Genomic DNA, 22,259 nt, shown 5'->3' with positions numbered 1-22,259 from the left:
GTTTTAGTTTTTAATACTGTTCCGGCAGGAAGGAAATAAATGCCCGGATCAGAATGGGAAGATATGGTACTGCATATACCAGACATACTGCACCAGTGGAATCCAGAAGTGGTACCCTTCCCAACCCACCGTTGCAAAGCGAAAATCGACCACGCTCTCCCACACGAGCGAGAAGAGCAGTGGGATAGGAAGTGCATAGGCTACGTATTCGGTTTTTAGCCTCTTCGAGAGAGCGAGCAGGTACGTTATGGCGGCAACGGCGAGGAAGGAATATGAGAGCCACATCAGAAATGTCAGCTGCGTCGCAAGGCTTGAAGGCCAGAGATATTGTTGAATAACATAGGCGAGCGGCAGGACGGTTACGGCGAGGGCGCCGAGGGTCTTTAAAGACGTAATAATATCCCGCTCGGTAAAATCTATCAGTTTCAATGCATACAGCCCGAGCCCCGTCAGGGGGAGGTAAAGCGGCGAGAGATATCTGATGTCGGGATTTATTCCGGGGCTGATGCCGAGGCCGGGGAGTGACCTGAGATACGCGAAAATTACGATTGCAGAGATAGCAGCGAAGGTGATGATGTAGCGCCGATCAAGAGGTTCCAGATGAACTGCCGTGCGGGTTATGAGTAAATACCCGAGCGTCACGGCGAGGAGTACGGCAAAGAACGAGAGGGGTGAGATCTGAAAGATGCCGGAAGCGTTCTCAAAAACCGGGTTGACGAAGATGTGATACAGGTTCGCCGCGATCTCGATCTTCTGAACCGTATAGTGCGTGTTAACCATTGCTGATAATCCCTGATCCACCTCGACCGTCATCCATGGGAGGGTGAGAGGGTGTCCCGTCAGTCCGTAGTTGTTCAGCAGCAGCGTCAATGCCCCGAAAAGAATCGCAACGGAGCACACGAGCGTCGTGAGCGCTGCACGGAAACCGCGTCGATAGGCAAAGAACAGTGCCAGAAGCACGAGGCCGATGGCGAGTGTCAGCCCGAGCTCCGGGCGCACCCAGGCGACCCATCCGACGGCGATGAAGGACGAGATGAGGTGGAGGTATGATCCCTGCTTGAGAAAGAGGATGAAGAAGTAGACGACGATCGTGAAGAAGAGAATGGTCAGCATGTGGTCTTTGGCATTTCCCGACCAGAAGAGGTATGACGAGCCTGCGACCAGGGTTGCGAGACCGAAGATGCCCCACCACTCCGAAGCGAAGACCTCCCGGAAGATGAGGTAGGTCACGAGGCAGCAGACTGCAAAGGCAATGTGGTTGGCAAAGACGATTGCCGCGACCTCCGGGTAGACGCCTATGTCATATGCCTGGATGCCACGGCTAAAGGAAAACGGCTCGTAGAAGCAGATGTTGAAGAATATGGCCGCGCTTAAGGCGAGGACTCCGCCGTAAGCCAGAAAGCGATCTTGGTAATTGAGATCCCTAATATACCGGTGCCCGAGCAAGAAGAGCAGGAGCAAGAGCAATATCATCCACAAAGCGATGATGAATGTCCTGAATGAGTCGCCCCAGAGATTAAAGAGCATGTATACCGGATAGGACATCACTGGGAGTGCAAGGGTGTAACAGAGAAGGTTGTCATGGCTCTCCTGATAGTTCAATGCGCCATATGGCTCGTAATCATGCAGGAGATCTTTCCCGTGTACGATGTGGTTCAGTTGGTTTGCGGAAATCCATTCATCGGTCAGATATAGTGCTGGATAGCCGACAGACAATGAGAGAATTAATGCAAGTAGGAGAACCTTGGTGCTTTCTCTACTTGGCGTATCCATGGAAAAAAAGAGGTTTTAAATGTTGGTATCAATGAGTAACTGTTCTTTACCGTCGTTGAAGTGACCGACTACAACAACGTGATCATTGCTGTCAGAAAGCCCAGCTGCTGTAAATACTTCTCCAACACTTAATGATGACGTGACTACTTTAACAGCAGTTGTGGCCTCTAAAGTGCTCTGACCGTCGATAGTGTAGATCGCGGTACCGCCATCAATAGTCACTTTCAGATACTGGAGTTCCGGCAGGTCCTGACCGCCCTGAACTGTTACCTGCAGGTTGTTTGTAGCGACCTGCTTAACCCCGATAGCGACATTCTTCTGGGTATCCACGCTTCCCGCCATTCCGAACACGAACGCTGCGATAACCGCAGCGAGGATCACCGTGATGGCGACCATTAAGATCACACCGATGACCGGTGAGACTGCATCTTCATTCTCTCTGAAGTTCATGGTTTATCACCTAATGTGTCTTTCGCCCGGTATCGGGCGGTCACTCGACAATAACGAATACTTTTAAAATATATATATGTTTTGTGTTGTCGTCTCCGACGGAATTATTTTATACCAATTTTCGAACTCCGGTGAAATATCCTGCAGATCTATTAAAATGTGCCGAAAATATTGGCGACAGGAGAAGGGAGTTCTCAGGAAATGGTCTGTTTTCCGGGGGATGAAATCGTTCTAGAAATGATGTTTCGCGCCTCCCGGAATGCGGCACCGCAGGCCCTGCCGGGGGCGGCATTCCGGGCATCCTGCGGTGTTTGTACAGGCGCGCGCGCTATTCGGCAGCGGGAAAATTGATGACGAGTATGCCCGCGCTCTCGGTGAAGATTGCGTCCGGGGCGATGGCGGCGACGTAGCCGGTCAGGTACGGGATCGCTATCCGCTCGTCGGCAAAGGCGGCGGCGAGCGCTGCGGTATTCGCCGTGTCCACCACGAGCCGGGTGGCTTCCTCGGTCTCCTCGAGGTCGGACGAGACGCCCCACATCAGGAGGATCCCCTCCATCAGGGTTGCGGGCTCCATCCGGTCGTGTGCGTGACCCCGGAGAGCGCTGCCGTCCTCGGTGCCGAGCTCGTATGCGAGGGTGCGGATATCCCGCCCGAGGTCTTCCGACGCCCGGTCGAGGAGCCGCTTTAAGATCGGCCCTGAGACCGTATGCCGCCGTATGGATCGGGCGAGCTTGATGAGCTGCCAGTCCTTCGCAAACGAGATTCCAGGTCGCATATCAGCCTCGCAGGACGCCGTAGGTCATCACGCCGAGGCCGATGATCACCACCAGGCGGGAGAAGACCGTCGACCAGAGAATGACGAACGCATCCGGCGTCAGGATGCTCACGATATCCGCAAACGCTATCCCCACGATCAGCGTGAAGAGTCCGTAGATGAAGTAGAGCAGCGTCTGCTGCTTGACGATCCGGTACGCGTTGTAGATGATGCCGATCAAAAGCCCGCCCATCAGGAGCGAGACGAGCGCGAGCATCTGTTGAATCTGTTGGATCTCCATATCAGTATCCGCCTCCTAACCGTTCTGCAGTTGTTCCTTCACTTTCCGGACCGATATGATCGTCTGGATATCCTTCACGCCGGGCAGTCCCGAGAGGGGAATAAGCACCTCCCGCTTCAGTTCGGTGATGCTCTGCACCCGCACCTTGACGAAGAAGTCGCCGGGCTCGAGCACCTCGTAGAGCTCAAGAACGCTTGGGAGGTTCACCATGAACGTCTCGACGTCCGTCTTCTCCTCAGGGGTGACGCGGACGTTCAGAAACGCGACCAGGGTATGCTCGAAGCACTTCTGGTTGATGACGATGGTGAACCGCTCGATAGTCCCCGAATTCTTGAGCTTCTCGATCCGCTTGAAAACCGTTGAGGGCGCGATGCCGAGCTTGCCGCCGAGCTCCGCCATGGACATCCGTCCGTCAAGCTGCAGCTCCCGTATTATCGCACCGTCAATCTCATCCATTTACCAAGTAGTTGCAGGAAATTACTTAAATAGATTTCTCTTTTCTATTTCGTCAGAATTGAACTTTTCTGCGTTTTTCAGCCAATATGTCTGACATTTGGGGTGACGCGGGGGCATGGGTATATGGCTCCGCGCCGCACCGGCGGCACGCAGAACGGCCGTATTTTCACCGCTCGGGCGGTCGCAGAGTCGCTACCGGCCATGCTCCCCGGCAAAAGAAGTGCCTCCGGGGTTAACGATCCGGAGGCTCCCGCTTTCTCCCGCCGCCGCCGCGATCGCCCCGTCCACGAACGACCGCGCAGAAGCGAAGGCCTCCCGCAACGGCATCCCGCGGGCAAGGTAGGCCGCCAGCGCCGCCGCAAAGCAGCACCCGGAACCGTGCACTGCATAGGGATACCGCCGCCCGGAAAGCCGCACCGTCCCGGCGGCGTCGACCAGCATATCGGTCACGCCGTCGCCGGCACCGTGCCCGCCCTTCACCACCACGGCCGCAGCGCCGAGGTCGATAATCCGCCGCCCCGCTTCGGCCATATCATCGAGCGAGAGTATCGCCATCCCGGTCAGCGCCTCCGCCTCCGGGATATTCGGGGTGACGACGTCGGCGCGGGGAATGAGGAACCGGGCGAGATCCAGAACCGCCGCTTCATCGAGCAGACGGTGGCCGGAGGTCGATATCATCACCGGGTCGACGACGAGCGGGATCCCTTCGGGGAGACGCTCCGCCACCGTCCGCACGATCTCCCGCGTCCCGAGCATCCCCGTCTTGAACGCACCTATCGAGAAATCGTCGCAGACGGCTGCGATCTGGGCGGCCACCGCCTCCGCGGGCAGCATCCAGCTCCCTCGCACCTCGCGGGTATTCTGGGCGGTGACGGCCGTGACCACCGTCAGCCCCCAGACCCCGATCGCCGTGAAGGTCTTGAGGTCGGCCTGGATACCCGCTCCACCGCCCGAGTCCGACCCGGCGATACTGCAGGCTGCAATCATCCGCGATTCAGTCATCCTCATTCTCGTTGGCGCTCCACAGCAAGAACCTTTACCCGTACCCCGAAGGGCATAAGCCGCCTCATTTATGGTATTCCGCACCGACCACTCTAGGGATGGACGTCGAAGAATTTGGCCGCCGGCATGCTGCCGCCGGTATCCCTGACGATGAGATTGTGAAACTGCTGCGGGACGAGATCCTGGAGGTGAAGCAGGGCCGCGTCCCTGCGGCGTATGCGGAAGCCTTCGCACGCGCCGTCCTGACCGAGGTGAAGAACTCCTCCGGGCTGACGGGCGATCTCTTTGAGTTCCAGCCCTCCGGATCCTCGATGGGAGAGTTCGGCGTCGGATCCCGCGGCTCCGGCGACTTCTTCGCGCACCGGCAGCTCGCACGGATCATCGGCAGCACCTCGGCGGCGGTCGGCGTCGACGAGATGGACGACGCCGGCGCCGTCAGTGCGGGGGGCACCTACATCATCACCACCGTCGACGGGATGCACTCCCGCCTCTCCGACTTCCCCTTCCTCGCCGGGTTTCACGTCACCCGGGCGACGCTCCGGGACGTCTACGTCATGGGAGCCCGCCCGATAGCGCTCCTCTCCGATATCCACGTCGCCGACGACGGTGACGTCGCGAAGATCTTCGACTACACCGCAGGTGTCAGCGCCGTCGGGGAAGCGATGGGCGTCCCCCTCGTCACCGGCTCGACGCTCCGGATAGGCGGCGATATGGTGCTCGGGAACCGGATGACCGGCTGCGTCGGTGCCGTCGGGGTAACCGACCACCTCACCGCCCGGAAAGCGATCCGGCCGGGCGACGTCCTCCTCATGACCGAGGGTGCGGGCGGGGGCACCATCGCCACCGCCGCGATCTACTCAGGGTTCCCGGAGGTCGTCGAGCAGACGATCAACCTCCACTTCCTCAAAGCCGCCGAGGCTTTAATCGCGAGCGATATTCTCCCCGCCATCCACGCCATGACCGACGTCACGAACGGCGGGCTCCGCGGCGACGCCTACGAGATGGCCGAGACCGCGGGCTGCCGGATCGTCGTCGTCGAGGACGACCTCCGCACCCTCGTCGAGCCGCGTGTGCTCGAGATGCTCGACGCCCTTGAGATCGACTACCTCGGCGTCTCGCTCGACGCCCTCCTCGTCGTCGCACCCCGTGAAGCGGCGGCGGAGATCATCAGGATCGTGGAGTCCGCCGGTGTCCGGATGAAAGAGGTCGGCTACGTGGAAGAAGGCGCTCCGGAGTCCGTCCTCTCCGTCGGCGGCGAGATCACAGACTTCACGCCGCGTTTCCGGGAGTCTGCGTACACCCCGGTGAAGAAAGTCGTCGACGAGGACAAGCGCGATTTCGAGGAGATGAAGGCGGGCGTCGAACGCGCGGCAGCGGCGGCGTCCGAAAAGAAACAGCGTATTCTGGAGCGGCTCCGAGCCGAGTACGGCTCCTAACGTTCCGGTTTTCTCCCCGACCCGCAGACGTTGTAGGCGAGGTAGGGGATATGCTCCTCGACGAACGGCTCCACGCTCCGGGCAAGGCGGAAGACCGGGCCGCGCAGGGCGAGGTGGGCGAACGAACACCGGTTCGTATCCACGTCGACGAACCCCGCTCCGGCGAGCAGTTCCTGAATCTCTTTTTCGCTATAGTAGTGCTCCCCGAAATCCCCGACGCCGACCTTCTTTAACCCGACCTTCTCGCCGACCTGGTAGATGAACGGGACGGCGCTCGTAAAGATATTGTGGCCGAGCGTGCAGATGGCGATCGAGCCGCCGGGTTTGAGGACGCGGTACGCCTCTTTGAGCATGCCCTCGGGGTCGGGAACGTAACTGAAGGCGAGCAGGCTTGCAAGCGCATCGAAGGTGTTGTCGCGGAACGGAAGGACATCGGCCGTCCCGACGACAAAACCGCTCTCCCTGCACCGCCGCTGTGCCTTCTCGACCATCTTCGGGCTGATATCGAGCCCGACCGCCCGTCCTCCGGCCCTGACGTACTCCTGGACGAAGAGGCCCGTCCCGCACCCGAGGTCGAGCAGGACTCCTTCGTTCGGGAGGTGGCACGCTATCTGGCTGCGGATGTGCGCATGGTAGTATCTTCCCTGATCGCGATCGTACCGGTCGTCATAGATGTCGGCGACGTCGTCATAGTGCTGCTGAACTTTCTTCACGGAATGCCTCCCTTACAATATCTGCGATCAGTGCGTCCATCTGTACGAACTCGTTTGCGGCACGGCCGAGCGCGTAGTCCGCCCGGGCAAGTTCGATGGCGATGCGGGGGTGATTATACTCCCGCTTTGCGACCCGGGCGAGCCCGCGGATGACCTCCCGTCCGGTGAGCCCGTAGTCGATCATCAGCGACTCGACGATCTTCCGGGCGGCCTCGTAGTTTCCGTTCCGGAGCGCCTCGAATGCTGAGGCCGTCACCGCCCCGGTCTCGGACCCCGAGATCGCGACGAGGTCGAACTCCCCTCCTGACTCGGCCGCGACCTGCAGGTACAGGAGCGCCTTTCGGAGATCCCCGCCTGCCGCATGTGCGATCAGGTCGAGGTCGTCGGGCGCAATCCTTCCTGTAGCCTCTTCCCGGGCGAGGATCGTCTCCATGCAGGATCGGATCGTCTCCGTCTCGATCGGGAGGAAGAAGAGCGGCAGGCATCGCGAGGTGATCGCCGGGATGATCGCCGACTGGTTGGTGGTGAGGAAAATAAACCGGCAGGTGGCGCTGTAGCGCTCCATGATCCGCCGAAGCGCCTGCTGCGCCTCGAAGGTCAGTTCCTGCGCATCCTCAAAGACCATCAGTTTGAACTCGGCGTCGAGCGGGCGGAGAGCCGCATACCACTTGATGATCTGCTTGACGTTCGTGATCAGGCTCTGGTCTTTCCGGAAGAGATGGGCAAAACGCTCCTCCGACTCAAGGTAACTCTTCCCCCGCGAGAAGAGTTCGACGGCATTGAAGATGCTCGTGTTCTCCTCCCAGGAATCGCCGTAGAGCCGGCGGGCAAAGCACTCGAGGCTCGCACTCTTGCCGGTGCCGTGCGGCCCGGTGAAGAGGAGGTGCGGGACGTTTCCCGAGTCGGCGAACGAAGCGAGGTGGCGTATCACCTGTTCCTGGCCGACGATCTCGGAGCAGTTCTTCGGCCGGTATTTCTCAATCCAGAGCATGGTCGAGTCTTTCCTGTATCTCTTCTATTGCCGCCCGGAGCAGATATGCATTATCCAGCGACCCGGCCAGCCTCGCGGCCGTTCCTGAATCGAGTTCGCTGCAGGCGGCGGTGATATTCGGGAGCGCGCGGGTCAGCTCGTCGACGATCGTGAGCGTCGCCGTCCGCGCCGTCCGGGAGAGCGGGTTTAAGTCGATCGTGATCACCTGTTTGCCCATCGCCCGGAGCGCGGCACAGCGATCGCCGTCTTCGAGCGGCACGAGCACCACGTCGGCGCTCCCGATGCCTTCAGGCAGGCACCAGGCCCGGTCGTGCGAGAGCGGGATGAGCCGCTCGGGGGTGCCGGTGAGAACGTCGACCCCGTGCTCCTCGAGGAGTGCGGTAATCCGCCGGATCCGTTCCTCCGTCCTGTGAAAGAGGTTCACCTCGACGGCCGCTCCCGATGCCCGCGCAAGAGCCCCGACTTCGGCGGTGGCGAGCGCGGCGGTGTTGCCGTTTACGGATATAACCGCCCGGTCGGCGGTGAGAAGCAGGGCGGCGGCGGTGCGGGCTGCCTGGAGTGCACTCGGCGTCGTCCGCTCTCCGAGGAGATAGTCAAACGCCTCCCCCCGTCCGTGGGCGGCCAAACCCTCGAGGGCGACGATGCCTTCTTTGGCGCACTGGCTAAGACGCTCCCTGACCATCAGGGAACGGTAGCGGGGATGGTCTTTCGGTATCATCTTCATTCCTCCGGTATGTGGACGCCGCGGTCGGCGGTTCGAAGAACGAAGACCTCCCCGAACGCGGCGAGGGTCTCCTCCGCTCCCTCGCCGTAGGCGAAGACGCCGTTCCCGAGCATCGTCATGCTCGCGAGAACCCCTGCCTCGTCGCAGGCGGCGAGAACAGAGCGGACTTCCGGGGAGATAAGCCCGCTCTTCTCGGCAAACCCTCGTGAAAAACTGAAAAGTTCCTCGAGCGTCTCCGGACACCCTTCCGGATAGGCCGCCCGTATTGCTTCCATCCGGCCGGGCGACGAGAGCACCGAGGCTGTGGAAAGGGGGCCGAGCGTCACCGCGGTGATCACCGCACCGGGTTCGTAGTGCCGGACGATCTCGGCGTCGATACCGGGCCCCTTCCGGCAGACGAACCCCCCGCCCCGGCAGGCGGCCACGTCCCCAAGACCCGTCCGGTGGACGACCTCGGCCTCGTGTGCGAACGCTGCAACCTCGCCTGCGGAGAGCCCGAGATTGTGAAGGCGGTTGATCGCCGTCGTCGCCGCGAGGAGGGCGGCGGCGCTCATCCCGAATCCGGCGCCGATAGGAAGCCTGCACTCGGTGGTGATTGCCGCCGTCACCCCGAGCCTTTCGAGGACGTACTCCACCGGGGGCGACCCGGTCATCGTCTCGATGACGGCACCGGCACGGCTCCTTCGCCGGACCGTCACGCTCGCCGTTTCGGCACGGGCAGCCTCGGCACGCACGCCCTCGTCGACGACAATCCCAGCACCGATACTCCCCGTGGTCGCCGGGGTATCGCCTTCAACCCGCCTGAAATAGCCGGAGATGTGGCCGGGGCAGAAGGCTACAGCAGTCGTGTCCATATCGCCTCCGCAACCTCGCTCTTATCCCCGACGACCGGAACGCTCCCCTCCTCCGTCACGAGGAGGAACGAACCTTCCGTAGCACCCATCACCGGCGGGGTGTTCACGACAACCATCCGAACTCCCCTCTCGAGCATCGAGCGGGCTTTCGCCTCCTCGTTCCAGCCGAGCTTGAACGCGACCGTGACGGGCTGTGCGGTTTTCAGCACTTCGTCGAGGAGTTTCGGGAGCGGCTTTAGCCGGATCGTCTCCGGCGTACCGCTCGGGATCTTCCCCTCACGGCGCACCGGTGCGAAGTCGGAGATCGCCGCCGCACTGATGTAGATATCCGCCCCCTCTTCGCTGAGAATGCGCATCACCGCATCCCGCATATCGGCGGCGCTCGTTATGCGGACGTTCCGGACGCAGGGCACCTCGCCGCTGTGCACGACCGTCACCTCCGCCCCGAGCCGGAACGCCTGGAGCGCAAGTTCCCTGCCCATCCGGCCGGTCGATCGGGTGGTGAGGATACGGACGTCGTCGACCGGTTCGGCGCAGGCGCCGCTCGTTATCAGCACCTTCCGCCCCGCGAGCGATCTATTGGAGAGCGCCCGTTCGGCGTGCAGAACGATGTCCTCGGTATCGGCGATCTTCGCTTTCCCTTCCTCTACCTTCGGGCCGACGAGATCGATCCCAAAGGTGCGGAGCCGCTCGAGGTTCGCAGTCACTGCGGGATGGCGGTACATGCTCTCGTGCATCGCCGGTGCGAGGACGACCGGCAGCCCCCGACCGAGTGCTGTGGTGGCGAAGGTCGTGACCGGGGTATCGTCGATACCGCAGGCGATCTTCCCGATGGTGTTCGCCGTACAGGGCGCGATCAGGAGAAGATCGGCCTCGCCGCCCTCTCCGCAGTAGACGACGTGCTCGACGAGGCCGCCGCACCGGGTCAGCGCAGGCCTCCCGGTGGCGTAGGTCAGGGCGTCGGGAGAGATGATCCCGGCCGCCGCTTCGCTCAGCACCGCCTGCACCGTCGCACCCCGCCGCCGGAGGGCATGCACGAGTTTCACCGTCTCGACGGCGGCGATGCTCCCCGTCACCGCGAGAACGATCGTCTTTCCTTTCAGGGTCTGCGGTATCGTCACGAGATCGTCACATCCTGCACCATATGCCACGCTCCGGGCGCGTACTTCTTGATCCGGCGAGCGGCGATCGTTCCGGCGAGCCCCGCCTCTGCGAGACTTTGCCGGATCGCCTCTTCGGCCGAACCGATACTGTGGACGTGCAGCACGCTCCCCGGCCGGACGTGGGCGAGGGGAGCCGCGAGCATCGCCGGTGCGTCAAAGTGCCCCATGATAACCCGGTCGTAGCAGCCGGAGAGCAGCGTCCGGGAATCCCCGCATTCTGCACGCACCCGCTCCTCTACGTGGTTTGCAATACTATTGCTCTGTAGGTATTCAAAGGCTGTCCGGTTCAGCTCCATCGCATGGACGAAACCGCCGCTCGCCGCGACCGGGATGGTGAAGTAGCCGATCCCGGCGAACATGTCCGCGACCCGCTCGCCGGGCTCCGTCACCGCCGCCATCCTGGCCTTCTCGATCCGGTTTCCCTGTGCAAACATCACCTTCGCCGGATCGAGCCGGAAGATGTAGCCCTGCTCGCGGTGCACCGTCTCGCCGGTGGTGCCGTAGAGCACCTCGACCTCCGGAACCCTCTTCTCCCCCCGGTATGCGGCTATCCTGACGACGCCGCGAGGGTGGCAGTGACGAACGATCGCGGCGACCTCGTCGCCGGTCGCCGGCAGCCCGTGGAGGACGGCGATATCGCCGATCAGGTGGTAGCCCCTGCCGGCATACCGCACCCGCTCGGGAAGGAGTGCATCGGCCGGATACCCGTTCTTCACCGGCACCCAGGCGACACCGCCCTCCACGTACGGCCTTCGCGTCCGGTCGACCCATGCGGCGCCCTCAAGGGCCGGCAGTTCTTCGAGCGGAACTTTCCGTGCGTTCATGCCTATCCGACGATGACGAGCTGCTCCAGTTCCTCGTCCCGCACGACCCGGATGGGAGCGCCTTCGGCGATATCGAGCCAGGGAACGGCGTTCACCTCCCGCGTCTGGTAGGTCTTCGGGTCGAGGAGCCCGATCGTGTTCCCCTGTGTGAAGGCGACGATCGCCGACTCGGCGTCGCGGATGTTCCCTATCCGGCGGGTGATATCCGCCTCGCGGAGCGTCTTCGGAATCCCGGTGGCGAGGTCGAAGACGCTGAGATGCTGGGTATCGACGCTCCGTATCTCGTAGTAGCGCTTCCCGGCGACGACGACATCTCCCTTCTGGTAGAACGGGAGCCTGATCGAGTAGGTGACCCGGTACAGCGTCCTGCCGTCCTTCTCGCCGACCAGTTTCGGGTGCGTGGTAAACCTCCCGCCGAGCGCTCCCGTGATCATCTGGGATATATACTGCCCGATCCGCTGCGACCCGACGACGATATCGACGCCGTCCCGGGTCTCGTCGATGCTGGTGACGAACGAAAGCCGCTCGCCGCCTTCCTGCAGCGAGTCTTCGGCCTGTTGTGCGATGCTGGCGGCGACCTCCCGCTCGTAGGCGTTGATCTTCCGGTCGGTTGCCCTGACCTGGATGATCCCTTCGTAGTATCCGCCGCTGATCCTGCTGCACCGGTCGCACTGCTCGCGCTGCCAGACGATCTCAACCTGGCAGGCGCCGCTCACCGGGAGCCCGTAGAGTGTCGCGTCGATCCCGACGCTGACGTTCGTCCGGTTCGGGGTCGGCTCTTCCGACCGGATGGTGATCGAGACGTTCCTGACGTCCTCGTGGAGGTGAACCGCCGAGACGGCGAGATCGCCGATCAGCTCGGAGCGTTCCATCTGCAGGTCCGACCAGGTCTTGCCGCGTTTCTGGGAGTCGCAGGTCGGACAGTATATTGTCGTTATCCGTGGCTCGCAGACGAGCCACTCGGTATCGGCCACCCGGCACCGGGGGCAGAGCCCCTCTTCGGCCGGTTCTCCGCAGCGCGGACAGAATGCTTTCTGGATATCCATATCGTTAGATCCTGAATAGTTGGGCATGGGGAATATCCCCGATCATAATGCAGTTTTCGCGGGTGATCAGGCCCATGTCGATGGCGATAGCAACAACGCGCTTCCCCATGAGATTGACGTTCGCCGCGCCCTTGAGAGCACGCCTGACTTCCTCTTCGGTGGCGGTCTCTGACCCGTAAAACCCTCTGGTGACGCAGACCTCCACGTCGCCGTGGCAGAGGGTTGTGTCGAGCAACTCACGGTCGCAGACTGCCACCACGTCTCCGGAACCCGAAATGTGGTGCACTTTTAAATACATCGCAGATCCGTTTGGCGGGATTGGTGAAAAAGGTGAGCCGCCCCGATCACGGCAGCTCGATCGCGACGCCGTACGTCCTGCCCGGGGTGTCGCGGTGTATCCGCCAGGCGTCCTCTTCCGTGATCAACCCTTCCTGCAAGTAGCGGAGGGTGAACCGGGGCACCGACTTCGGGCCGATGACGGCGCCCGGGCGGCTGAGTTCGTCCATGTAGTCGCTCTCCATCGTGAACGCCCGCCCTTCCCGTGCGAGGGTCGGGATAGCCTCATGCTTCGCGATGAACGACGGCATGAGCGGCGTGTCGGGGGTGGCGAAGTGCTTGACGACCCGGGTGAGCGGGATTCCGGCACGTTTTGCCATCTCCACGACGTCGGCGCAGGGACCGCTCTCGGCGTGGAGCTGCACGGCGCAGTCGAGTTCCGCGCTGAGGGCGAGGGCATGGGCAAGGACGCCGTTCGACGCCTCCCAGACCTCGGCCGAAACCTCGTAGTGCGGCCTCCCGCTCTTGAGGGCGACGGCACGGCCTTCGCGGACGTACTCCGCCGCGGTATCGAGCCCTGCCTGCATCACATCGGCCGCGCCGGTTACCCCGAGCCGGTCGGCCATGCGGGTGAGCTCCGCCGGGTGGACGCCGAGCACCGGGAAGACAACGAGACCGATCTCCCGCACGAGCTCCGCCGTCCGGAGCGTCGCCTCATAGACCTCCCGGTAATCCTCGCCCGAAGACGGCTCGACGCCGTGCGACCAGGAGGGCTTCGTGACGAGGAAGATATGGGTGCCGCCGGAGCGCTTGAAGTCTTTCGCCGCCTCGAGCCCCCGGCCGTTGACGGGGTCGATGTGGATATGATCGTCAGTGATCGGTATTGCCGGGGGCTTCATGGATCTCGGTGATCGCCATCATGGGGTAGTCGTCTTCGAGCCGGAGGGTCGCCCTGCAGGACGCGGCGCCGACCTCCGTCCGGATCGCGACGTCGAACATCTTCCCGGCGAGCTCGGAGTAGCCGAACCGGTTCGAGACCATCATCTCGCGGTTCAGCCGGACGGTAATCTCCTGCACGAACGGCTGCAGCCCGACGGCCTGCTCGATGGCGGTCTCGACTGCCCCGGCGGTCTCCCGTGCTATCGGCGTTCCGACGAACTGGTGGTAGAGCGCCCCGAGCTTGATTCCGGCTTCGAAGGCCGCCTTTTCGCGGTCGGTAATCATGGATACAGGTACGCACCTTTCAAGTAAATAGTATTGGGGATGGGGTCTGGGGGATTTTTCCGGAACGGATTTTTGTATTCGTCCGTCCGGTTGAAAGGCGATGACGTGCTCTTCTGGCAGCTCAGTGATGGAAATTGAGAGCCAAAAAATGGTGTCCTGTCGGCCCTGCCTACCCGATAACCTTCACGAACCCGTGCCGGGGCTCGAGTACCTCGCCGCCGCGGCGGAGCTGTTCGATTGCGGCCTCGATCTTCTCGCGGGCGAAACCCTGCTTGACGAGGGTATCGAAGACATCTTCGGTGCGGGCCATGCCGCCGTCGCCGGCGGCGCTTCTGATGACCTCCTTGACCGTCCGGATTATGTCGCGCTGCGACTTCGAGACGCCCGTGACGAGCTTGTCGATATCGAAGCTCCCGCTCTCGGCGTCGTAGGCCACCTGCCGGAGGCACGTATCCACGATCCGCAGCACCCGGTCGGTGTCGGTGGTATCGACGGTGTTCGAAAGGCGCATCCTGGCGCTCGCCTCGGCGAGACGGACGAGCGCCTCGAGCTGCCGGGCGGTGACCGGGACCGGCTTGTTCCCGCTCGCAAGGTTTCGGAGTTTCATATAGTACTGGATAAGCGCATCCTTCGCGCCTTCCGAGAGAATGGGAAAGCACGTCCGCTTTGAGAAGGCGATATACTTCCGGAGGAGCACCGGGTCGATATCGGGGATGACCGGCGCGAGCGCCCGCTGAATGTACGCCTCGTCGACGTCGGGGATCGGATTGTAGGCGTGCTGCTTGATGAGCTCGCCGACCGCGTGCGTCTTGACGATATGGTTCGCGATCGCCCCGTCCCGCTGGGCTTCGGGCTGATCGGCCATCACGAAGATGAGGTCGAACCGGGAGAGGAGCGAGGGCGGCATATTGATCTGCTCGGCGATCGGGACGAACTGGTCGAACCTGCCGAGTTTCGGGTTCGCCGCACCGAGAAGGGCGCACCGCGACTTCAGCGTCGCCGTGATCCCGGCTTTCGCCACGCTGATAGATTGCTGCTCCATCGCCTCGTGCAGAGCGCTCCGGTCCTCCTTCGCCATCTTGTCCATCTCGTCGACGGCTGCGACACCCATATCGGCGAGGACGAGTGCTCCTGCCTCGAGCGTCCAGCGGCCGTCGCCGAACTCGTCCTTTACGGCGGTTGCCGTGAGACCGGCGGACGTCGAGGACTTGCCGCTCGTGTAGATCCCGCGGGGCGAGAGCTTGACCACGTAACGCAGGATCTGGGACTTCGCGATACCCGGGTCGCCCACGAGCAGCAGGTGGATATCGCCGCGGAGACGGGAGCCGTCCGGCATCTCCTTTGCGATCCCGCCGAAGAGCTGGAGCGCGATCGCCTCCTTCACATCGTCGGTTCCGTAGATCGTCGGGGCGATCGAGCGGGCGATCTTCTTGTAGATCGAACCGTCGCGGGCGAGCGACCGGATCGACTCTTCGTCCTCTTCGGAGATCTCGACCTCCTCGAACTCTTTCTCCGCCACCTCGATCGAGTTGCACTCGACGTAGATGTCAAAGAGCGTGCTCTTCTGCCCGTAGTTGATCCGCTGGATCGAGCGGAGGATACCGTTGACCACGACGCGGTCGCCGGGGGCGACCATCCCGGTCAGATCGTCGGTGGCGTCGATATCGAGCGTCTGCGGCTGCTCGCCGCCGCGAAGCCCCTCCGGCGACTCCTGGATACGGAGTTTCTGGGCGTCCACGAACCGGCACCGGTTCAGGACGAGATCCATCCTGGTCTTGCGCTCGCAGTGCGGGCAGAACTCCGGCTCTTCGAACCTGGAGTAGTTCTGCGGGAGCGGGTCGGTGTTCTTCCCACAGGCTTTGCACCGGAAGACCGCATCCACGAGCCGCGGCCGGACCTCGGTGGTCTTCCGGAGGATCCCCTCGATACTGACGAAGGTGTTGATCTGGTCTGCCCGGATATCGCGGGCGTTCACCTTCTGGGGGAGATTGTTGAACCGGATGTTAATCTCCGACGGTTCCCGCCCGTCTTTCAGCTTGATGAGCCGGTTCTGGATGATGGCGTCCTTGATATCCGAGATGACCTTGCCGGGAACCCGGAGAAGCTCGAACGCGAGCTTGTTATTCAGGATCTTGCGGTAATCGATATAGAGCGACCGCTTGTGCGGGTACTCGCGGGCGAGTTCCGCAAGCTCCCGCTTGTACTGCTTCTTCAAAAACTTCGTCCACTCGCTGACGACGTCGGTGACTTCTACTTCCAGTTCTTCGGGCACGTATCCTTCCTCATGTATACTTCTGTGCGGAGAGGACAAACCGGGCGACCATCGCCTCCAGCTGGATCTCGCTGCTTGCCCCTTCGCTCAGGCGGAAATCGGTCTCTCCAAGAGCGTCGATCATCTCGACTTTGAGCGTTCTGTTCATATCGCGCTTGATCAGCGTGCGGTAACACTGGTTGATGAGCTCGTTCGGTGCGATGCCGCGGCCGCGGACGAGATCCTCAAGCGACCGCTCCGCCCCGTCGAAGTCTCCCGCGACGGCGAGGTCGAGGAGTTCGTTGATCTCTTCGGGGCGTGCCGTCGAGGTGATCGCGTAGATCATGCTTTCATCGATTGTGGGAGAGACGATAGCCGCCCCCTGGAGTGCGTTGATCGCCTTTCGCATATCTCCCTGCGCGACGTAGACGACGGCGTCAAGCCCGCCCTCGGTGACGGTGAGCCCTTCTGCCGCCGCGATCCGCTGCACCTCCTCGACGACCGCGTCGCGGTCGAGCGGCCTGAACCGGTAGATGGCGCACCGGCTCTGGATCGGGTCGATGATCTTCGAGGAGTAGTTGCAGGAGAGGATGAACCGGCAGGTGTGCGCATACGTCTCCATCGTCCGCCGCAGGGCCGCCTGCGCGTCGGTCGTCAGTGCGTCCGCCTCGTCGAGGAAGAGGATCTTGAACGTGGCGCCGGCGAGCGGGGAGGTGCGGGCGAACTGCTTTATCTGGTTCCGGACGACGTCGATCCCGCGCTCGTCCGAAGCGTTCATCTCCCGGAAGTTCATATGCCAGGCCTCGCCGAAGAACTCACGTGCGAGAGCCACCGCCGCCGTGGTCTTCCCGACACCTGCGCTCCCGGTGAAGAGAAGGTGCGGAAGGCTGCCGCTCTTCACATACGATTGAAGGCGGACTACGATCTCTTTCTGCCCCACGATGTCGTCGAGTTTCCGCGGCCTGTACTTCTCAATCCAGATCGTGTGGTTCCCTTCCATTTGCTCTAGCGTTAGGTCCCGGGCATCGTAAAGGCATCGCCGGAGCGGGAAAGTATCCGTGGGAAGATCCCTTTTAGAGGTCCGCGGGCAGATATATATGAAAGAGGTATCTGTGGAAATGCCGGGGGTGCGCGTGGAAGTACGAGCCCCGCACCCCGGCGGCATGGGAGCAGCCTGATGGAGTCGGCAGTACGGGTTTTTGCCCGGGATTTCAACGCATCGCGCTATACGGTGGACGGCGACGAGCCGGGGAGCCCCTGCTATCTCGTGACACCGGGAGGAGCGTGGTGCCGCCGGATATTCATCGTCGGTGCGCTGACCGAACGAAAAGGCTCCGGCGACGTCATGCATGCCCGCTTAGCCGATCCCACCGGGGCGTTCTCCCTGACAACCGGCCGGCAGAGTCCGGACGTCGCCGCCACGCTCGGGTACATTGATCCGCCTGCCTTCGTCGCCGTGACGGGACAGGCATCCCTCATGGGCAGCGGGTCGCGGACACGGGCGCTCGTCACCCCTGAAACGCTCACGGTCGTCGACCGCACGGTCCGGGATCTCTGGGTCCTGCGGACGGCCGAACGGACGCTCGAGCGTCTTGAGATGATGCAGGCGGTTATCAGGGGCACCGACCGGGACGACCGGCTGGAGACGGCGCTGCGGCTCTACGGCAGCGGCACGACGCTCGTCGCCGAACAGGCGGCGATGGTCAGGGCGGCGCTCGCGAGCGTCAGACCCGATATCACGGTCGGCGAAGTCGCGCCCCGCACCGCTGCCGAGGTTGTCACGGAGATCCTCGAGGCGGGGAGTGGGCCCCGGGGGCTATCCCGGAGCGACGCGATCGCACGGGCCGTGATGGCAGGCCTCTCGGCATCCGCGGCAGGTGAGGCGATCGATGCCCTCCTCGCCGAGGGGGAGTGCTACTCGCCGTCTCCCGGGATGATACGCCGAATCTAGTCCAGAATTATGCACCTCCACTTCATAGAATCAGGCCCCGCCCTCCTCGTCGAGGATACCCGCCGCGTCCTCGTGGTCGCCGATCTCCACATCGGGATCGAGTCAGGCCTCGCACGCCACGGGGTGCACGTCTCGAGCCGGAGCAGCAGGAGGGTCGAGCGGGTGCTCTCCTGCATCCGCGAGACCGATCCCGACCTTCTCCTCCTCCTCGGGGACGTCAAGCACAACGTGCCCGTTACGAGCAGGCAGGAGTTCGCCGAACTTCCGGGTCTGCTCGACCGCTTCCGGAAGGTCGTGCCTCTCCAGGTCGTGCCGGGGAACCACGACGGCGGGATCGACCGGTTCCTCGAGCCGGGAGAACTCCTCCCTGCGGACGGAGCGGTCATCGACGGCGTCGGCTACCTCCACGGGCATACACGGCCGGCCGCCGACCTTTTCGGCCGCCTGATCGTCCTCGGGCACCTCCACCCGGTCGTCTCGCTCCGGGACGAGGTCGGGTGCTGTGCCCGTGCACGGCCTGCGTTTTGCTATGCCGGGCTCGATGAGGAGTGCCTGCTCGGAAAGGAGTGGTGCCCGGAGCGGGATGCAACACGGCTGCTCTTCGTCCCCGCGTTCAACGAGTTCTCGGGCGGGATCGATATTCTCAGAATCAGGGGAAGCGGCCTCGGGCCGCTTTCCCGGTGCATGAACGAAACAACCGCAGAGGTATACCTGGCAGATGGAACCTATCTCGGAACCCCGGCCTCGCTCAGTCCCGACGACGGCGCTTGACCTGCTCGATGAGAAGATCCGGGAAGTCGTCGAGCGGCGCGGCTTTTCCAGCCTCTCCGAGGCGCAGGAGCAGGCGATCCCGCTCCTCCTCGACAATCATAACCTCGTCCTGATAGCCCCGACCGGAACCGGGAAGACCGAGAGCGCGATGCTGCCGGTCTTCAGCCGACTGCTCTCGACCGTCGGCGAGGGGTTCAAGGCGATCTACGTAACGCCGCTCCGCTCCCTCAATCGCGATATCTTATCAAGGATGGAGTGGTGGTGCAGAGAGCTCGGGCTCTCGGTCGGCGTGCGGCACGGGGACACGCCGCAGAACGAACGGCGGAAGCAGGCGCTCTCGCCGCCCGATCTCCTGATCACGACGCCGGAGACCCTCCAGGCGCTCTTCATGGGCTCGCGGCTCAAAAAGCACCTCAAAAACGTCCGCTACGTCATTGTCGACGAAGTCCACGAACTTGCGGACAGCAAGCGCGGAGCCCAGCTCTCGGTGGCGCTCGAACGCATCGCCGCCCACGCCGGTGAGTTCCAGCGGATCGGCCTCTCCGCGACCGTCGGGAACCCCGCCGCGATCGGCCGGTTCCTCGTCGGCGCCCGGCCGTTCTCGCTCGTCGAGGTGCCGGTCGCCTCGCACCTCGATATCTCCGTCCGGTTCATCGGCGACGACTTCTCGGCGCAGGCGCGGTCGGTAGGAAAGTGCCTCGACCGGCTCGGTTCGACCCTGGTCTTCGTCAACACACGGGTGACCGCCGAGGCGCTCGGCCACCACCTCTTCACCCGGGGCGACGTCGAGGTGCACCACGGTTCGCTCTCGAAGGACGTCCGGGTCGATGCCGAGGACCGGTTCCGCCGCGGCGCCATCCGCACGCTCATCAGCACCTCGTCGATGGAGCTCGGGATCGATATCGGGCATATCGAGCATGTCCTCCAGTTCGGCTCGCCGCGGCAGGTTTCACGACTCGTCCAGCGGGTCGGCCGGGCGGGGCACCGTCTCGATACGATCTCGCACGGCACCGTCCTCGCGACGGGGTTTGACGACCTGCTCGAGTCGCTGGTCATCGCCCGCCGCGCCCGGGCGAACGAGTGCGAGGATATCCGCCCGCCGGTGAACGCCGCCGACGTCATGGCGAATCAGGTGGCGGCGATCGCGGTCGAGTACGGCGAGATCGAGCTTGCCCGGGTGGAGCAGATCCTCGCCGGGTCGGGCTGCTTTGAGAACTGCAGCGAGCTCTTAGAATCGGTCTGCACCCAGATGGCCGAACACCGGCTGATACGGCGGGACGGCACCCGGATTATCAGGACGGCGCGGGCACGCCGCTACCTCACCGAGAACCTCTCGATGATCCATGACGAGCGGAAGGTCGAGATCTTCGATATCGTCTCCCGCCGGACAGTCGGGACGCTTGATGAGTCGTTCGTGATCGGGTGGGTGCATACCGGCGCCGTCTTCATCACGAAAGGCCAGCTCTGGCGGGTGCTCGATATGGAGAGCGGCAAGATCTCGGTCGAGCCGGCGACGAAGGCGAAAGGCGAGGTTCCGTCCTGGGAAGGCGAGCAGATCCCGGTTCCCTACCCCGTGGCAGACGAAGTCGGGGCTCTCCGGAGAACCCGGGAGTTCCTCCGGTACGCCGCCGATCCGCATGCCGTCCGGTACGCCGCCGGTTTCCTCGCCCGGGTGGACGGCGGGCACTTCCCGGTGCCGTCCGATACCCTCGTCACCCTCGAGAATACGACGGAGGGCGTGGTCTGCAACATCTGCGGCGGGCACAAAGCGAACGAGGCTCTTGCCCGCGCTCTTTCCGTCCTGATCTCGGCCCGGTACGGGACGAGCGTCGGGATCGAGGTCGGCGCCTACCGGATCCTGCTCCGACTCCCGTCGGGCGTCCGTGCGCTTGAGGTGCAGGAGATGCTTGCCGGGCTCGATCCGGCACACGTCGGCGGCGTCCTGAAGCTCGCGCTGAAGCGGACGGCGCTCTTTAAATGGAAGCTCGTGCAGGTCGCGAAGAAGTTCGGCGCCATCGACGCCGATGCCGACTACGAGCGGATCAGCATCCACCGGCTCATCGACCTCTTCGACGATACGGTCGTCGCAGCGGAGGCCTACCGGGAGCTCTTCAGCGACTACATGGACGTTGACGCGGCGGCGGCTATCCTTGCCGCGATTCACGACGGCAGGATCGCGGTTACAATCGGGGCACTCAGCCCCCTCGGGAGCGAGGGGCTCTCGTCTTCACGCGATATGATCGCTCCCCTCTCGGTCGACCAGGCGGTGATCGGCACCCTGATGCGCCGCCTCGAGAAAGAGGACGTCATCCTCTTCTGCATGAACTGCCGGAAGTGGAAGAGCAAAACGACGGTCGAGCGGGTGCCGGATAGACCGCAGTGCCCGCTCTGCAACGCCCGGCTGGTAGCGGCCTTAAAGCCCTGGGACGAGCCGATGATCGCCGCCGCAAAGAAGCAGAAGAAGACCGAGGAAGAGCGAGCTCTCGAGGTGCGACTGCTCCGGAACGCGAATATCGTGCTCTCGAGCGGGAAGAAGGCGGTCGTGGCTCTCGCGGCGAAAGGCGTCGGGCCGGAGGTCGCCTCGCGCATCCTCGCGACGCTCGCCGAAGGAGACTCCTTTTACCGGGAGATCCTGAAGGCCGAGCGGAACTATGTCAAAACACACCGTTACTGGTGAAGAAAAGTATCGAAGGGATTAGAGGATACTCTCGAGGCGCTGCTCGAGGAAGTCGAGTCCCTGCTTGATATCGTCCATATTCTTTCCGCCGGTCAGGATGATCTTGCCGGAGCTGAAGAGGAGGGCCACGATCTTCGGGTTTTCGATGCGGTATACGAGTCCCGGGAACTGTTCGGGTTCATACTCGATATTCTCGAGGTTTAAGGTGATGACGACTTTATTGAGGTTGATGTACTTCCCCATATCGTACGAGCAGACGATATTCGTGATCGCGACCTGCGGCTCGTCGAAGGCGTCGACGCCGGCCTCCTTCAGAGATTCGATGATGATATTGAGTCCCGTGTGCAGGTCTTCCTTGTTCCGAATACCGGTGAGCACGACTTTGCCGGATGAGAAGATCAGGGATGCTATCTTGGGATTCTCGATCCGGTAGACGGCGCCCGGGAACCTCTTGGTGTTCAGCTCGCAGTTTTTTATTTTTTCGGAAACGGTCGCGAGGTCTATTGAGCCAGCAATAACACCGGAGGCTACGATGTTCTCGATTTTCAGTGACTCGTATCCCTTTTCATCCATCGATATGAGTATCGTTTTTTAAACCATAATACTAATGGAATATCTTTAT

General features: G+C 62.6%; 23 protein-coding genes. 4 read left to right on the top strand and 19 right to left on the bottom strand.

Translation table 11 applies throughout. The features are described 5' to 3' along the window. Positions 1–48: 48 nt before the first annotated feature. From ABH15_RS14035 to thiD, 6 genes are all read right to left on the bottom strand, one after another. Complete coding sequence (locus ABH15_RS14035; RefSeq protein WP_128694577.1) at positions 49–1,545, bottom strand: hypothetical protein; 1,497 nt, start codon at positions 1,543–1,545, stop codon at positions 49–51. 243 nt (positions 1,546–1,788) lie between these two features. Further along, the gene (locus ABH15_RS11750; RefSeq protein ID WP_128694576.1) at positions 1,789–2,223 is read right to left on the bottom strand and encodes a type IV pilin; all 435 of its coding nucleotides are present in this window, start codon (positions 2,221–2,223) and stop codon (positions 1,789–1,791) included. A 328-nt stretch (positions 2,224–2,551) separates the two neighbouring features. Further along, on the bottom strand, positions 2,552–2,998 hold the full coding sequence (locus tag ABH15_RS11745; protein WP_128694575.1) for a hypothetical protein: 447 nt from the start codon (positions 2,996–2,998) through the stop codon (positions 2,552–2,554). Between the two features lies 1 nt (position 2,999). Further along, positions 3,000–3,278 carry a hypothetical protein gene (locus ABH15_RS11740; RefSeq protein WP_128694574.1) on the bottom strand — a complete coding sequence of 93 codons (279 nt, stop codon included), beginning with the start codon at positions 3,276–3,278 and terminating at the stop codon, positions 3,000–3,002. Between the two features lie 15 nt (positions 3,279–3,293). Next, entirely contained in the window at positions 3,294–3,734 is a 441-nt protein-coding gene (locus ABH15_RS11735) for an Lrp/AsnC family transcriptional regulator (RefSeq protein WP_128694573.1), read from the bottom strand. A gap of 192 nt (positions 3,735–3,926) precedes the next feature. Continuing rightward, positions 3,927–4,736, bottom strand: coding sequence for a bifunctional hydroxymethylpyrimidine kinase/phosphomethylpyrimidine kinase (gene thiD / locus ABH15_RS11730; protein ID WP_241648106.1), 810 nt, complete (start codon positions 4,734–4,736; stop codon positions 3,927–3,929). A 98-nt stretch (positions 4,737–4,834) separates the two neighbouring features. On the opposite strand from thiD, the gene ABH15_RS11725 reads away from it, so the two are divergent. Continuing rightward, positions 4,835–6,172, top strand: a complete 1,338-nt coding sequence (locus ABH15_RS11725; RefSeq protein ID WP_128694572.1) for an AIR synthase-related protein — start codon at positions 4,835–4,837, stop codon at positions 6,170–6,172. On the opposite strand, the gene ABH15_RS11720 is transcribed toward ABH15_RS11725, so the two are convergent. From ABH15_RS11720 to ABH15_RS11665, 12 genes are all read right to left on the bottom strand, one after another. Beyond that, complete coding sequence (locus ABH15_RS11720) at positions 6,169–6,885, bottom strand: class I SAM-dependent methyltransferase (protein WP_128694571.1); 717 nt, start codon at positions 6,883–6,885, stop codon at positions 6,169–6,171. The two genes, ABH15_RS11725 and ABH15_RS11720, sit on opposite strands and share 4 nt — an antisense overlap. Further along, positions 6,860–7,876 (bottom strand): AAA family ATPase, encoded by a 1,017-nt coding sequence (locus ABH15_RS11715; RefSeq protein ID WP_128694570.1) that lies wholly within the window; start codon positions 7,874–7,876, stop codon positions 6,860–6,862. Before ABH15_RS11715 ends, ABH15_RS11720 begins: the two co-directional genes overlap by 26 nt. Continuing rightward, the gene (locus ABH15_RS11710) at positions 7,863–8,594 is read right to left on the bottom strand and encodes a 4-phosphopantoate--beta-alanine ligase (protein ID WP_128694569.1); all 732 of its coding nucleotides are present in this window, start codon (positions 8,592–8,594) and stop codon (positions 7,863–7,865) included. The genes ABH15_RS11715 and ABH15_RS11710 overlap by 14 nt, the downstream gene beginning before the upstream one ends. 2 nt (positions 8,595–8,596) lie before the next feature. Beyond that, the gene (locus tag ABH15_RS11705) at positions 8,597–9,454 is read right to left on the bottom strand and encodes a pantoate kinase (protein WP_128694568.1); all 858 of its coding nucleotides are present in this window, start codon (positions 9,452–9,454) and stop codon (positions 8,597–8,599) included. After that, a complete protein-coding gene (gene coaBC, locus ABH15_RS11700; protein ID WP_128694567.1) occupies positions 9,436–10,575 on the bottom strand; it encodes a bifunctional phosphopantothenoylcysteine decarboxylase/phosphopantothenate--cysteine ligase CoaBC in 1,140 nt (379 codons plus the stop codon). Before coaBC ends, ABH15_RS11705 begins: the two co-directional genes overlap by 19 nt. Beyond that, a complete protein-coding gene (locus ABH15_RS11695) occupies positions 10,572–11,441 on the bottom strand; it encodes a class I SAM-dependent methyltransferase (RefSeq protein WP_128694566.1) in 870 nt (289 codons plus the stop codon). Before ABH15_RS11695 ends, coaBC begins: the two co-directional genes overlap by 4 nt. A 2-nt stretch (positions 11,442–11,443) precedes the next feature. Then, positions 11,444–12,487: a 60S ribosomal export protein NMD3 gene (locus ABH15_RS11690; RefSeq protein WP_128694565.1), complete on the bottom strand. Its 1,044-nt coding sequence runs from the start codon at positions 12,485–12,487 to the stop codon at positions 11,444–11,446. Positions 12,488–12,491: 4 nt separating this feature from the next. Next, positions 12,492–12,785, bottom strand: a complete 294-nt coding sequence (locus tag ABH15_RS11685; RefSeq protein ID WP_128694564.1) for a DUF424 domain-containing protein — start codon at positions 12,783–12,785, stop codon at positions 12,492–12,494. 46 nt (positions 12,786–12,831) lie between these two features. Beyond that, positions 12,832–13,662 (bottom strand): TatD family hydrolase, encoded by an 831-nt coding sequence (locus ABH15_RS11680; RefSeq protein WP_128694563.1) that lies wholly within the window; start codon positions 13,660–13,662, stop codon positions 12,832–12,834. Next, complete coding sequence (locus tag ABH15_RS11675; protein ID WP_128694562.1) at positions 13,634–13,987, bottom strand: dihydroneopterin aldolase family protein; 354 nt, start codon at positions 13,985–13,987, stop codon at positions 13,634–13,636. Before ABH15_RS11675 ends, ABH15_RS11680 begins: the two co-directional genes overlap by 29 nt. A 169-nt stretch (positions 13,988–14,156) precedes the next feature. After that, entirely contained in the window at positions 14,157–16,259 is a 2,103-nt protein-coding gene (locus ABH15_RS11670) for a minichromosome maintenance protein MCM (RefSeq protein ID WP_128694561.1), read from the bottom strand. 10 nt (positions 16,260–16,269) lie between these two features. Continuing rightward, on the bottom strand, positions 16,270–17,238 hold the full coding sequence (locus ABH15_RS11665; RefSeq protein WP_128694560.1) for a replication factor C small subunit: 969 nt from the start codon (positions 17,236–17,238) through the stop codon (positions 16,270–16,272). Positions 17,239–17,415: 177 nt separating this feature from the next. On the opposite strand from ABH15_RS11665, the gene ABH15_RS11660 reads away from it, so the two are divergent. The 3 genes from ABH15_RS11660 to ABH15_RS11650 are packed head-to-tail and all read left to right on the top strand — an operon-like array spanning position 17,416 to position 21,637. After that, on the top strand, positions 17,416–18,189 hold the full coding sequence (locus ABH15_RS11660) for a hypothetical protein (RefSeq protein ID WP_128694559.1): 774 nt from the start codon (positions 17,416–17,418) through the stop codon (positions 18,187–18,189). A gap of 9 nt (positions 18,190–18,198) precedes the next feature. Further along, positions 18,199–18,960, top strand: coding sequence for a metallophosphoesterase (locus tag ABH15_RS11655; RefSeq protein WP_128694558.1), 762 nt, complete (start codon positions 18,199–18,201; stop codon positions 18,958–18,960). Next, complete coding sequence (locus ABH15_RS11650; RefSeq protein WP_128694557.1) at positions 18,908–21,637, top strand: DEAD/DEAH box helicase; 2,730 nt, start codon at positions 18,908–18,910, stop codon at positions 21,635–21,637. The genes ABH15_RS11655 and ABH15_RS11650 overlap by 53 nt, the downstream gene beginning before the upstream one ends. 18 nt (positions 21,638–21,655) lie before the next feature. Here the strand turns inward: ABH15_RS11650 and ABH15_RS11645 are convergent, their stop codons facing one another. Further along, positions 21,656–22,210 (bottom strand): TATA-box-binding protein, encoded by a 555-nt coding sequence (locus tag ABH15_RS11645; RefSeq protein WP_128694556.1) that lies wholly within the window; start codon positions 22,208–22,210, stop codon positions 21,656–21,658. Positions 22,211–22,259: the final 49 nt, after the last annotated feature.

Origin of the sequence: Methanoculleus taiwanensis, from assembly GCF_004102725.1 — an archaeon.
Classification (GTDB): Archaea; Halobacteriota; Methanomicrobia; order Methanomicrobiales; family Methanoculleaceae; genus Methanoculleus_A; species Methanoculleus_A taiwanensis.
The sequence above is the reverse complement of the archived record's forward strand: the minus strand, read 5'-3'. Positions and strand labels throughout refer to the sequence as shown.